The following is a 12,590-nucleotide window of genomic DNA, read 5'->3' on the forward strand; positions in this document are numbered from 1 at the left end:
CATCCCCTCACTTCAATTCATCCAATGACCCGCGCCTTTTCCCGATCCCCTCTGCTCTCGACGCGTCTGGCTCTTGCCATCGGCGTGACCCTGTCGCTTACCGGCCCGGCCGCGCCCCGCGCCATGGCTCAGTCGCAGAATGCCACCCCCCGCACAGATACCCTGCCCGGCCGACATCAGCCACGGCTGGTCGAACCGCATCTGCATCTTGTCGTCGCTTCCGGTCACGCGCAGGAAGTCGTTGCCCTCACCTTCGATGCCTGCATGGGCAAGACGGATCACCGGATCCTGTCGACGCTGATCGAACAACAGATCCCAGCGACCATCTTCGTCACGGCGCGCTGGATCCGCAGCAATCCGCAGGCCGTGGCGCTGCTGCTGGCGCATCCCGACCTTTTCGATGTGGAGAACCACGGCGCAAACCATATCCCGGCGGTCGATGAGCCTGCCACCATCTACGGTATTGCCGCGGCGGGTTCGCCACAGGCGGTGGCCGAAGAAGTTGCCGGAGGCGCCGCGGCGATGATCGAGGCCGGCTTTCCCCCGCCGCACTGGTTTCGCGGCTCGACCGCCCGCTACGACCGCAGCGCCATCCAGCTGATCCGGTCGATGGGCTACCGGATCGCCGGCTATTCGATCAATGGCGATGGCGGCTCCCTGCTCGGCGCCCGGGAAACGCAAAAGCGGATCGGCCGGGCCAAAGACGGCGATGTCGTCATTGCCCACATCAACCAGCCAAGCCATGCTGCCGGAGAGGGCGTGGTACAGGCAGTAATCGCGATGAAGCAGCGCCAGGTCAAGTTCGTTCGTCTGTCGGACATGCCGGCCGAAGGGGACGACGAGACGACGCTGGCCGGCGGCCGCTGATCCCCGCGCCACGCCCGAACCTGATCGAGTTTCGACCCTGGAAAATCGAGAAAGACAGAAACTACGGAAGACGGGGGAAGATAAAGACTTGGGATGACAGGGACTTGGGAAGACAGGGATTTGGGAAGACAGGGATTTGGGGAAGTCAGGACGATGCGGAACCGCCGCGATAGGAGACGGACACGACAGAAGATAAGCATGACGAACACGGGCGCGACGCACACAGGCGCGACAAATGCGGGCGCGCCGGCGGCTGCCGGTTCGCTATCGGCTCTGCTCTGTTCAGCCCTCAGCGCCTTGCAATATGGATGGCCGGCTTGCCGCGACCCATGGCTTTGTCGCCATCAAGCCGTGCATAAAAATCATCCGCCCGCGCCTGGCTGATCTGCTGCTGCAGATGCTCGACCTGCAATCGCGCCGTGCGGCTCATCAGGTCCGCCAGCGCTTCATGATCCACGCCATCCGCCCGCATGACCATAGCGATCAGCGGATCGCTGGCCAGTTCCGTCATCGTCAGCTCGCACTTCATGGCTTCTTCTCCCAAGCTCCTGCGAATCATTACCGAAAATTGCGACGAAAGTATAACTGTCCGTTGCAGCTCGAATGCGCGCGCCGGTCCTCCAGAGACCCGCGTTCGACGAACGTTCCGCTATCCCCGGAAATGCACAATGCCAGGCAGCACGTGTGGTAACTTTCTGATCGACTTGCCTTTTCTTCGTCTCAACAGGTCGCGGAACCTGTGGAAAAGCTGTGCACAACAAAAAATGCGAGTCTCTGTTTGTTCTCCTTGCGAATTTGCCTCGCGGAGGTGCGCGGGTCGCCGGCACCGGTCAAATTCTTAATCTTCCCCGGCGATAATGGGAACGCGTGATCCGTTCACGCGTTCTGGCGGGGAAGCAGGAGGGGTGGAATGAGCATTCTCAGCGTGATCGAAACCTGGTTGAAGCCCTCGCCTGCGGCAATGCCGAACAGTCTGATCGATACCGGTACATTTGCGGACGGCATCACCTATCTGATCCGCAACGAGCGTCTTGTCGAGGCGCGTCGCGAAAATCTGAGGACATCCTACGGGCGTGACCTGCGGGCCGCGCAGAGGATATCCGGACAGCAGCAGGTATCCTTCTGAACCAAGGCGCGAGGCCTTAAGGGAGAAGGCGGCAGGTCAAGCGCGCGTGCCGCCTGAACATGACAGTTTGTACGCTACCGCACCAATCGGCTGTGGCCCTCCTTCTTTTGGGCTCAGTCTTGCCACCTTCCGACAAAGCACTATAAACCGGAAGGTATTACAGGTGCGGCGTGGGGACATGGAATGTTTCGGCGGACTGGGCTCTCCGGGCCCGATCTAGACAGACTCTTTAATCTATCGCCAAATCCCTATGTGATCCTGGATCCCGAGCTGGTGATGGTCGGGATGAATGACGCCTATCTGGCTGCCACCATGCAGTCGCGCGATACGCTCATCGGCCAGCCCATGTTCAAGGTTTTCCCGAGCGATCCTGAGTCGACCAGCGGACGCTTGCTTCGCCAGTCCTTCGCGAAAGTGCTGGACACGGGCGAGATCGACCATTTGCCGCTGATCCCCTACCCTATTGCCCGGCCGGACGGCACGATGGTGGAGCGCTATTGGAGCGCCACCCATACGCCGATCAAGACGGATGAGGGCAAGGTCAAGTTCATCCTGCAGCACACGGTGGACGTGACGGAACTCCATCTCCTCAGGCAGTCGGTCCCCAGCACCTGGAATATCGAAACGGATGTCATGCGCCGCGCCGATGCCGTGCAGGGCGAGAATCTGGCGCTCGGGCGGGAGCGCGAATATCTGCGCAGCCTCTTCCAGCAGGCGCCCGGCTTCATGGCGGTCCTGCATGGACCCGATCATGTCTTCGAAATCGCCAATGCCGCCTATTTCCGGCTGATCGGCCGCTCGGACATCATCGGGCGGACCGTGCGCGAGGCCCTGCCGGAGATTGACGGACAGGGATTTTACGAGCTGCTGGACCAGGTTTATGAAAGCGGCAAACCGTTCAGCGCCTTCGGCGCCAGGATCAACCTCCAGCGCGGCGATGGCTCAACCCCGGAAACGGTCTTCCTCGATTTCATCTATCAGCCGCTGCGGGATGCATCGGGTGCAATCTCCGGCATCTTCGTCCAGGGCAATGATGTCACCGACCTGCATAATGCGCAGGAAGCGGCGCGCGAAAGCGAGGACCGGTTCCGGTCGCTGGCCCAGGCTCTGCCCAACCATGTCTGGACAGCCGACGCCGACGGCAAGGTTGACTGGTGCAATCTTCCGATGCTGGATTATCTTGGCGTCGAGAGCCTTCCGCAGTCGCGGTCCGACGAGAACAGCCTGATGCATCCCGACGATGCCGGCCGGGTGCGGGCTGCCTGGGATCATTCGATTGCCCATGGCGACGCCTTCCAGGCCGATCTTCGGCTGCGCTGCGCCGATGGCAGCCACCGCTGGTTCATCAGCCGCGCCCTTCCCATCCGCAATGCCAGCGGCCAAATCACCCGCTGGGTGGGCACCAATACCGATATCGAGGATCAGAAGAAGACCGAGAACCGGCTGGAGATTCTTGCCGCGACGCTGGAAACCCGGGTCGAGGAGCGGACTGCGGAACTTCTGCGCACGCAGGAAGTGCTGCGGCAAAGCCAGAAGATGGAAGCGATCGGCAATCTGGCCGGCGGCATCGCGCATGACTTCAACAATCTGCTCCAGGTGATCAGCGGCAATCTGCAGCTTCTGGCCCGCGATCTGGCGGGCAATCCGGTGGCCGAGCGGCGCCTGGAAAGCGCGCTTGCCGGCGCCTCGCGCGGCGTAAGGCTCGCCTCGCAACTTCTCTCCTTCGGGCGCCGCCAGCCCCTGGCGCCGAAAGTGGTCAATCTCGGCCGTCTGGTGCGCGATATGGACCAGCTGATCCGCCGCAGCCTCGGCGAAGCCATCGAGATCGACACCATAGTCGGCGGCGGCCTGTGGAACACGCTGGTCGACCCGTCGAATGTGGAAAATGCGCTGCTGAACCTTTCGATCAATGCGCGCGACGCCATGGATGGCCGCGGTCGCCTGACCATCGAGCTGGGCAATGCCTATCTCGACGATCATTACGCCCGCAACGCTTTCGATGTGGAGGCCGGGCAATATGTGATGCTGGCCGTCAGCGATACCGGCTGCGGCATGCCGCCGGAAGTTCTGGCCCGCGCTTTCGATCCCTTCTTCACCACCAAGCCGGAGGGCAAGGGCACAGGGCTTGGCCTTTCCATGGTCTACGGCTTCGTCAAGCAGTCCGGCGGCCACATCAATATCTATAGCGAGCCGGGCAGCGGCACGACGGTGCGCATTTACCTGCCGCGCTCCACCGAAGCCGAGGATCTGATCACCGAGGATGCCGGCGGCGAGATTGCCGGCGGATCCGAAACGGTGCTGGTCGTGGAAGACGACGACGCGGTGCGCGACATCACCGTCAATATCCTGGCGGATCTGGGCTACAAGGTCCTGAAGGCGCGGGATGCCGATAGCGGCCTCGCCATTATCGAAAGCGGCGCCCACATTGACCTTTTGTTCACCGACGTGGTAATGCCCGGTCGACTGAAGAGCAGTGATCTCGCCCGCAAGGCCAAAGAGCGCCGACCGGATCTGGAAGTCCTGTTCACATCTGGCTATACAGAAAACTCCATCGTGCATGGCGGACGCCTGGACCCTGGCGTCAACCTGCTGAGCAAGCCCTACACCCGAGAGACATTGGCCCGGCGGATCCGCATCCTGCTCGACAGAGCAAAGGAACGCGCCAGAGTGACGCCGGCCGCACTATCCGGAATAAAAACAATGATACCCGAAAAACCCGCCTCCATCCGTGTCTTGTTCTGCGAAGACGAAGCGCTGATCCGTATTTCGACCGCTGACTATCTCTCCGATTTCGGCTTTACGGTTGTGGAAGCCGGCAATGGCCGGGAGGCGCTGGAGGCGATTGATGGCGGCGCCATCGATATTCTGGTCACGGATGTGCATCTCCCCGACATGAATGGCCTGGACCTGATCCGCGAGATCCGGGAGTCAGACCCCAACCTGCCGGTGATCTTTGCCACCGGCGATATGCATGTGCCGGGCTCGGAAGGTCTGGAGCGCGCCAGCCTGATCACCAAGCCCTATGATTACGACCTGCTGGCCAAGGCCATCCGCGAAATGGTCGGCACGAAAAACATGATCGGCGGCTGACACCTCTCGTCCGACCCGCCGCCGCCCCGGTCGCATCGGGGCCGCCGCCCCAGTCGCATCGGGGCCGCCGCCCCGGCCGCATCGGGGCCGCCGCAGTGAGCCGGTTATGCCGGCCTACAAGCCTATGCGCCCTTCCCTCTCCCGCACGCCATTCCCCCCGTTTCCGCTCCTGCAGGCGACAGCCCCTCCCCGCAGGACGAGAAACCGCGAAGGCTTTCCGACGCACCAGCGGCGGCGGCTGAACGCTGGCTGAACATGCAGTTCGGAAAATATTCAGCCCCACTGTATTAGGTCTTAACTATCGCCTCGGTGGCGGCACACGAAGATGAAGAGGAAGAATGCAATGTCCAAACTGATCGCGACGGCCGGACTTGCGGCTTTGATGGCCGTATCGAGCCTGATCATTCCGGCGTCTGGCGCATCCGCGGCGCAGAACGACCTGACGGTGCAGGTCCAGTGGCGGGAGGATCACCGCGGTTGGGATCGTCATCCCGGCCGGCATGGGGATCGCGATCGTCACGGACGCCGCGACGTCTGCTCGCCGGGCTTTGCCGAAGCCAAGGCCAGCCGCATGGGTCTGCGCCGCGCGCGCGTGATCGAAGTGAACCGCCGCGTGGTGGTGGTGGCCGGCTTCGACCGCCACGGCCGCGACCGCATCGTCTTCGCCAATGATCGCGGCTGCCCTGTCATCCGGCGCTAACCGCCTGTCGTGCGGCGCTGAACAATAGCCAGGTCAGGAACAGATGGCATCGAGGCGGGATCAAACCCGCCTCGTTCCGTTTTGGGTTCAAGCGACCCTCGATGACCCGCTTTCCTTGAAGAGGCTGACGCCGCATGGCGCATTGAAAGGCCGGCAGGAAGATTCCGCTGCCGGCCTTTGAATTGCACTTGCATGACACGGGGCGGGCGCGCCGCAGCTTACGGGTTCTGGACGAGACCGAAGCGCATGTCGACCGTGACCCTGTAGCTGTTTTCGCCGGCAGCCAGCGGCACGCTATCGGCCTCTTTGGCAAGCGCCATGCTGCGCATCATCGGCACGGGCTCCGGCCGCAGCGAATTTTCCGAAATCGACAGGACGGCGCCGAGCTTCACCCCGGCAGCATCGGACAGCGTCTTTGCCCTCTGCATGGCATCTTTCACCGCCTCCCGGCGTGCCTCTTCCAGCGCCGCCTTCGGATCGTCATTGGTGAAGTTGATCTGGCCGCCCTGGTTGATGCCGAGCTTGACCGAGCGGTCGAGCAGCGCGCCGAGCTTGGCCAGATCGCGCACCCTGAGCGTCAGGCCGTTGGAGACCTGGTAGCCGATGATCTTCGGCTCTTGCGCCTCACTGCCATTGGGCCGGTTGGGGTCAGGCTGGCTATAGCGGGGATAGATGGAAAAATCGCTCGTCTGCATATCGCGATCCGCAAGGCCGGCCTCCTTCAGCGCGGCCAGGACATCACGCATCGCGGCCGAATTGGCGGCAAGTGCCGCCTCTGCCGTATCGCCCATGCGGGTGACGGCCAGGGTGACGATGGCCATATCCGGCGCAACCGACGCGCGTCCCTCGCCGCTGACCTGTATGCTGGGGGCCGGCTCACGCGGCGGCTCCTGGGCGCCGGCCGGGGCGGCAAGCGCGAGCCCGCCGATCAGCAGGGCACTGGTCAGAAGGGAACCGGTCAGCCGGGAACTGGTCGGCCGGGAACTGGTCAGTCTGGCACCGGTCAGCGTGTGGCGCCGGATGAGGGAACGGGTGGCAATCATGAAATCCTCCGCAAATGCTGCGTGATTGAAATAAGACCGGCCGCCGGATGACAGCCGGGAGAGAAGGAGCGTCCTGCGCGCCGGAGCAAAGGCCACCGCCGGCCGGCCGATCTGGATGAACCGCATCGATCCCTGCCTGATAGCTGCCTTGCGATTGTGAAGCCATTGCGGCGATGACTTGTGATGCGCAAGTTTTTGCGTTAGACGCCTTCGCAGCGCCAGCGAACCATTGCGCCGGCGCGCTCGCCACCGGCGATGAGGGCCTGTAGCTCAATGGTTAGAGCCGGCGGCTCATAACCGCTTGGTTGGGGGTTCGAGTCCCTCCGGGCCCACCATTTCTATCGTCAAAGCGGCTCCGAAGCGCGGATGACACCAGTGCTCAGCCTCTCACCAATTCTGATCGCCAGCAGTAGCGCGCCTACGTGGCCGGAAGATGGTCAGCCGGATCAGAAGCTTTGATGACCGCTTCGGCATCTGGCAGTTCTGACGGTAATTATTCAACCCACTTTGATGGGTTGAATAATTTCGGAAAATGCATTATTTGAACCATTGAAAGGGTTAATTAATGCGCTTAACGCTCCAAACCCATTTTGACAATGAATGGCATCACGCCGCGACATTGGAACTCAAGGACGACGCGGCCGGCTTTCAGGGCGCGTCGATCGTGGATTACGATCTCGACTATTTCGTCACCGTGGCATCGGCGGAGTTTGCGGCTGGAAAGACGGTCCGGGACCATCGCGCCTTATCCGTCCGTTATCCCGTCGATCTCGAAAATCGATATAGCCACAGCTGGCCGCCCTTCCTCTTGGATCTTATGCCCCAGGGGCATGCAAGGCGAAAGCTTGCCGAGCACCTCGGCCTTTCCGAAGGCTCGCGCGCTTCTGATCTGCCACTGCTTCTCCGATCGGCGACTGGCGGCATAGGCAATATCCGCATCAAAGAAGCCGCAGAGGCCGAGACGGAACGGCTCCGCGGCGTTGAGCGCCAAGGGGTGACAGAAGCAGAAATCCTTGAGCGGTCGGATCGCTTCATGGAAGTCGCCGATCGCTTTGGAATGCTCGCCTCCGGCTCAAGCGGCCTGCAAGGCGAATGGCCGAAAGTCTCGATGACGCAGGCGAATGACGGGCTCTATTACCCTGACAGCTTCGTGAGCGATGATGAGGCCGTGCGCCATGTCATCGTCAAGCTGGTCCGCAGCAACGAGCCTGTGGATCGCCTGATCCTCGAAGGCGAAGCCCTCTATTCGCGGATCGCTCAAGAGATCGGCTTGAATGTCAGCGAACCATCAAGCTATGCCGAAGGCGTCCTGATCATTCCCCGCTTCGACCGGAAGAAGAGAGAAGGCGGCGGAACCATTCGGTTGGGGCAAGAAAGCCTCGTATCCGCGATCGGCGTTGCCGATTTCGGCCATGTCGGCACACACGAGGCCTATATCGACGTTCTGCGCCAATATTCTGCTAATTCCTTTGCGGACATTGTCGAATACCTGAAGCGAGATATCGCGAACCTCGCGCTTGGCAATCCCGATAATCATGGTCGAAATTCCGCCCTCAGCAAGCATCAGGACGGCACAATCCGCCTGTCTCCGCTGTTTGACTTCGCACCCATGCGGCTCGCGAAGGAGGGGATTGTTCGCTCCACCCGATGGGCGATGATGCGGGACGGTGGTCGCGACCATCTTCCCGATTGGAAGCACATTTGCGGCGAACTGATGCCCGATCCTGCTGAGCAGAAAGCGCTCGCAGCTACGCTTACCGCATTCGCTGAGCACCTGCGGCACGCACCGGATCTGGCGAAGGATATGGGTGCGGCTCCGGACATTCTGGATCGCGCGCTGGGCCGCTGTACCGAGATTACTGATTCCGTTCTGGCTGCATGCCACTGATGACGAAGGGCAGCTAAATGGCTCGCTGGAAGAAACCGACGAAAGACGAGATTCTTGAAAACCGGCGAACACTGGCGGAGCGTGCGCGGACCGGCGATTTAAGGCTGCCTGGTGCGGTGGCAGATATCCGTAAAGGGTTCGGCATGACGCAGGAAGAGTTTGCCAAGACGCTGTCGCTGACCAGGCGGCAAGTTGCGGAGATCGAAGCCGGCACCGCGAACCCGACGCTGGAGACGTTGGAGAGGATTGGAAGACTGTTCGGGTTCGAAGTAGGCTTCGTGCCAAGAATGCCAACGACGAGGCCATAACAGAATTCGAAACTCGGCAGAATAGTTTCAGCCCATTGTCCGCCAGCCCGCCCGGCAAGCTGCCGGTTCAGTCGTGCCGTCAGGGCCGCCGGCTGCCGCGCTTGCGTCCCGCTCTCAGGAGAGGTGGAGCACCACATCCCGGCGATGCGGGCGGTCCCGATGCTCGAAGAGGTAGATGCCCTGCCAGGTGCCGAGCGCAAGAGCGCCGTCGATGATCGGGATGCCGATCGACACCGCCGTCAGCGCCGCCTTCACATGCGCCGGCATGTCGTCTGGCCCCTCGGTCGTATGCACCATCCATTGCATGGATGGATCATTGCTCGGCGGGACGAGGCGCCTGAAGAACGCCGTCAGGTCGCGCCGCACATCCGGATCGGCATTTTCCTGGATCAGCAGCGAGCAGGAGGTATGGCGCACGAAAAGCGTCAAGAGCCCTGTCTTCACCCCGGCCGATCGCACGAAGCCCGTCGCCGCTTCGGTGAATTCATAAAGCCCCTGCCCGCGGGTCGAGACAGAGATAAGTGTTTGCGGCATGCTCGCCTCCTTGATTGTGGCTGGTCCGGATCCGGATGACCGGCGCCGTTCGACCGCCTTCGGCTCTCTTTCCCGGCCGGCGCAAAGGCGGCCGCTTTGCGTATCCTCTTCCCCTGTGCCGCCATGGGCCGGCGCTTTCCCGGCGGGCTCAGAAGCTCGGAAAGCCGCGTGAGCGCCAGGCGCTGCGCGGAATGCGCTCGCCCACCGCATAGGAGAAGGATGTCACTTCAGTGGCATCGCCATTCACCTCGCAGCGGAAACGCACGTCATACCAGTTGCCGCCGGCGCGGAAGGCGCCGCGTCCCACCTCCAGCGCAGCCGTTCCCGGCGCCAGCGTATAGGCGGGGATAAGCTCCGGACGGTAGGCCGGCGAGCCATTGCGCAATTGCGCCTGCAATTCGGAGGCGCAGAGCCGCCCGCCGCGCTCACCGCGGGGAATGCCCTGCATGGCCGTCATGGCCGCCTCGTCCTTCGTGCTGGCGGCGGAATAGAGCCGCTTGGCCTCTGTCAGCGCCGGCAGCGGCGTGCCGGGCGTACCCGTCGTGCCGGGCGCCTCGGGCCGCGGCGTCGGCGTCGGCGTCTCCGGCACGGACGGCAGCGTCACCTGTGCGGCATCGGTCTCGGAACCTGCCGTGTCGGAAGGCGCCGGCGCTGTCAGCACGGCGGGCGCCGGATTGCCTTCGGCCGGAGCTTCCGCAGGTTCTTGCGGTGAAACCGGCTGAGGCGTCTCTTGCGGGGGAGTCTCTTCCACGGGCGTCTCTTCCGGTTGCGTCTCTGCCGGCGGGGTGGGTTCAGCGGTCGCCGGGCCTTCAGGAACGGCCGGCGCCTCTGCAGCGGGCGGCGTCTGCTCTGCCGCCTCCGGCGGTTGCTCCTCGGCCGCGGTTTCCGGCGGCACCGGCGGTTCGTCGGCCGTCTCGGCACTATTGCCGTCCGCCTGCTGCTCGGGGCCGCGATTCTCCTCGCCGAAGCGGAAGACCGGCTGCAGGCTCGGGATCGGCGAGGCTTGCTCCTGTTCGGATGCCTCTTCCTGTGACGGCGGCGGCGGCTCTTCGGCTGCCGCTGGCGGCGGCGGTGGCGGTTCCTCGGCAGCCGGCTCTTCCTCCGGCGCCGGTTCGGGCGGCTTTGGCGGTTCCGGCTCGGCTTCAGGCTCTGGCTCTGGCTCTGGCTTGGGTTCTGGCGGCGGCACGATCTCCACGGAAACGCTCTCTTCCGGTGCCGCCTGTTGCTGCAGCGGCGGCAGGCGGACCAGGAAGGGCAGAACGATCAACAGATGCAGGGCGATCGACAGGATGACCATGCCCGCACGGCGGGAGCCATGCGCCGGTCTTGCCAGCGGCTCGTCGCTCTTGATCTCCTGCGTGGCGGTTTCATCCTGCATGGACCCGATGTAGGCGCGATCGGCCGCAGGATCGAGAGGAAGATTGGCCGCGGACGAAAAAAGCTTGGCCCCTCTGTCGCGGTTGGTCCGGCCCGAGCCCCGACCGCAGCGCCCGCCAGGGGCGCAAGAGCCTTTGCACCGATCAGCCCTGCACAAGCAAGATGAAGGAGAGTGCTCCCGTCACGCCAATTTCGAGGACAGGAGCCGATCACCACGAGCCAAGGGCCTTCAACCGATGCTGAACCTGAAGGCCGGGGCCTGTTGCCTGGCGCCAGGCCGGCGGCGCGGTCGGAACGGAGCTTCGCCGCGTTCGCTCCCATCACCGAGATCCGGTCAATCCTCCGGGGATCTTCTTCTCATGTCCAATCCTTACCTACGCCAAATACCGCCCTTTGACGGTCGCGCCTTCCGGCACCGCGAAATTTCCTACACTCCGGCCGATCTTCGCCGGAAAAAGCCGCTGCTGTTCATTCTCACCGACCAGCCGGAGCGGGTGGAGCCGGGCTTTGCAGCGGAATGCGATGCCGTACTGACCTCCTTCGAGGATGTGACCGACAAGCAGATCGCCCATGCGGCCTTCTACATCCATTTCTCGCTGCACGAGAACGCCCTGCCCTTCCTGAGGCGCATCGTGGCCCTTGGCGGGCTGTTTGCACCGCCGCCGCTCTTCGACAAGGTGCCCTTCACCGAGGTCAGCGCGAATGCCGTCCACAGCATCGGCGCCACGGCGCGCATCCTGGGACACGAACCCTTCGGCGGCGCCGAGCTTCATTCGCAGATCTGCCAGGCGGTGGAGCTCACCCAGCACCTCCAGGGCGATTTTCTCGAAATCGGCGTCTTCACCGGGTCCAGCGCGCTCACCGCCCTGTCGCACATGGACCGGCTGGGCGTGCACCGCAAATGCTGGTTGATGGATACGTTCGCCGGCTTCAATTACGATGCCTCCCGCAAGAGCTCGGATGCCATCTGGGGCGGCACCCATCTGGTCGATACCGAGGCGCTGATGAACCGCATCCGCGCGCTGACCGGCGAGACGAGCCAGGCGGTGGAACTCGTGCCGGCCGATATCTGCGCCGATCCTCTGCCGGACACCATCCAGCGCATCGCGCTCGCCAATATCGACGTCGACATGTATGACGCTGAAATCGCCGCGCTCAACAAGGTGGCGCCGCTGATGGTCCATCGCGGCATCATGATCGTTGAGGATGCAACGGCCCTGCCGGGCCTCTATGGCGCCTATCTCGCCCTGGACGAGTTCCTGAACAGCCCTATCGGCCGCAAATTCATGGCGGTTCGGGTCACCACGCAATATTTCCTGATCAAGGTCGATCCGTAAGCGCACGCGAAGCCGCTTGATCCATGCGGGCCTCCCGCACGCCCGAAACCTTGCGCCCGGAACCTTGCGCCCGGCCCCTCGCAACCGACGCATGAAAAAGCCGGCGGGATCGCTCCCGCCGGCTTTCATGTGTCTGATCGTGCGGCAATCTCGCCCTTAGGGTCAAAACTCAATCAGGTTTCGGGCGTGGCGCGAGCGGATTTTGTTTGCGAATAGGAGAAGAGGCTGCCGTGGAGCGAAACTCCACAAAGCCTTTTCGACCCCTTCGCGGAGAAAATCCGCCGCGTCCCGCAGGGATATGGCGAAAATCGTTATATTCA

Annotated in this window: 11 protein-coding genes and 1 tRNA gene; 8 read left to right on the top strand and 4 right to left on the bottom strand. The window is 62.9% G+C overall.

The genetic code is table 11. The features are described from left to right. The first annotated feature begins 24 nt into the window (after nt 1-24). Nucleotides 25-867: a polysaccharide deacetylase family protein gene (locus QTJ18_RS15630; RefSeq protein ID WP_489667164.1), complete on the top strand. Its 843-nt coding sequence runs from the start codon at nt 25-27 to the stop codon at nt 865-867. Between the two features lie 289 nt (nt 868-1,156). On the opposite strand, the gene QTJ18_RS15635 is transcribed toward QTJ18_RS15630, so the two are convergent. After that, nucleotides 1,157-1,396 carry a hypothetical protein gene (locus tag QTJ18_RS15635; RefSeq protein WP_252751107.1) on the bottom strand — a complete coding sequence of 80 codons (240 nt, stop codon included), beginning with the start codon at nt 1,394-1,396 and terminating at the stop codon, nt 1,157-1,159. Between the two features lie 381 nt (nt 1,397-1,777). Between QTJ18_RS15635 and QTJ18_RS15640 the strand changes: the two genes are divergently transcribed. The 3 genes from QTJ18_RS15640 to QTJ18_RS15650 all read left to right on the top strand — a co-directional run bounded on the left by QTJ18_RS15640 (nt 1,778) and on the right by QTJ18_RS15650 (nt 5,783). Then, nucleotides 1,778-1,993 carry an exo-alpha-sialidase gene (locus QTJ18_RS15640; protein WP_252751108.1) on the top strand — a complete coding sequence of 72 codons (216 nt, stop codon included), beginning with the start codon at nt 1,778-1,780 and terminating at the stop codon, nt 1,991-1,993. 252 nt (nt 1,994-2,245) lie between these two features. Beyond that, entirely contained in the window at nt 2,246-5,083 is a 2,838-nt protein-coding gene (locus QTJ18_RS15645) for a hybrid sensor histidine kinase/response regulator (protein ID WP_301557810.1), read from the top strand. Between the two features lie 343 nt (nt 5,084-5,426). Continuing rightward, nucleotides 5,427-5,783 carry a hypothetical protein gene (locus tag QTJ18_RS15650; protein WP_252751110.1) on the top strand — a complete coding sequence of 119 codons (357 nt, stop codon included), beginning with the start codon at nt 5,427-5,429 and terminating at the stop codon, nt 5,781-5,783. A gap of 218 nt (nt 5,784-6,001) precedes the next feature. Here the strand turns inward: QTJ18_RS15650 and QTJ18_RS15655 are convergent, their stop codons facing one another. Beyond that, the gene (locus QTJ18_RS15655) at nt 6,002-6,745 is read right to left on the bottom strand and encodes an SIMPL domain-containing protein (RefSeq protein WP_252751357.1); all 744 of its coding nucleotides are present in this window, start codon (nt 6,743-6,745) and stop codon (nt 6,002-6,004) included. A 340-nt stretch (nt 6,746-7,085) separates the two neighbouring features. Here QTJ18_RS15655 and QTJ18_RS15660 point away from each other — a divergent pair. The 3 genes from QTJ18_RS15660 (at nt 7,086) to QTJ18_RS15675 (ending at nt 9,022) form a co-directional block, all read left to right on the top strand. Further along, nucleotides 7,086-7,161 (top strand) — tRNA-Ile (locus tag QTJ18_RS15660). Nucleotides 7,162-7,391: 230 nt separating this feature from the next. Further along, nucleotides 7,392-8,714 carry a type II toxin-antitoxin system HipA family toxin gene (locus QTJ18_RS25565; protein ID WP_289851940.1) on the top strand — a complete coding sequence of 441 codons (1,323 nt, stop codon included), beginning with the start codon at nt 7,392-7,394 and terminating at the stop codon, nt 8,712-8,714. Between the two features lie 17 nt (nt 8,715-8,731). Next, a complete protein-coding gene (locus QTJ18_RS15675; protein WP_252751111.1) occupies nt 8,732-9,022 on the top strand; it encodes a helix-turn-helix transcriptional regulator in 291 nt (96 codons plus the stop codon). 114 nt (nt 9,023-9,136) lie between these two features. Here the strand turns inward: QTJ18_RS15675 and QTJ18_RS15680 are convergent, their stop codons facing one another. Then, nucleotides 9,137-9,556, bottom strand: coding sequence for a secondary thiamine-phosphate synthase enzyme YjbQ (locus QTJ18_RS15680; RefSeq protein ID WP_252751112.1), 420 nt, complete (start codon nt 9,554-9,556; stop codon nt 9,137-9,139). A gap of 148 nt (nt 9,557-9,704) precedes the next feature. After that, complete coding sequence (locus QTJ18_RS15685) at nt 9,705-10,934, bottom strand: DUF930 domain-containing protein (protein ID WP_252751113.1); 1,230 nt, start codon at nt 10,932-10,934, stop codon at nt 9,705-9,707. A 358-nt stretch (nt 10,935-11,292) separates the two neighbouring features. On the opposite strand from QTJ18_RS15685, the gene QTJ18_RS15690 reads away from it, so the two are divergent. Then, nucleotides 11,293-12,270 (top strand): TylF/MycF family methyltransferase, encoded by a 978-nt coding sequence (locus QTJ18_RS15690; protein ID WP_252751114.1) that lies wholly within the window; start codon nt 11,293-11,295, stop codon nt 12,268-12,270. Nucleotides 12,271-12,590: the final 320 nt, after the last annotated feature.

The organism is Rhizobium sp. SSA_523, from assembly GCF_030435705.1.
Taxonomy (GTDB): Bacteria; Pseudomonadota; Alphaproteobacteria; order Rhizobiales; family Rhizobiaceae; genus Neorhizobium.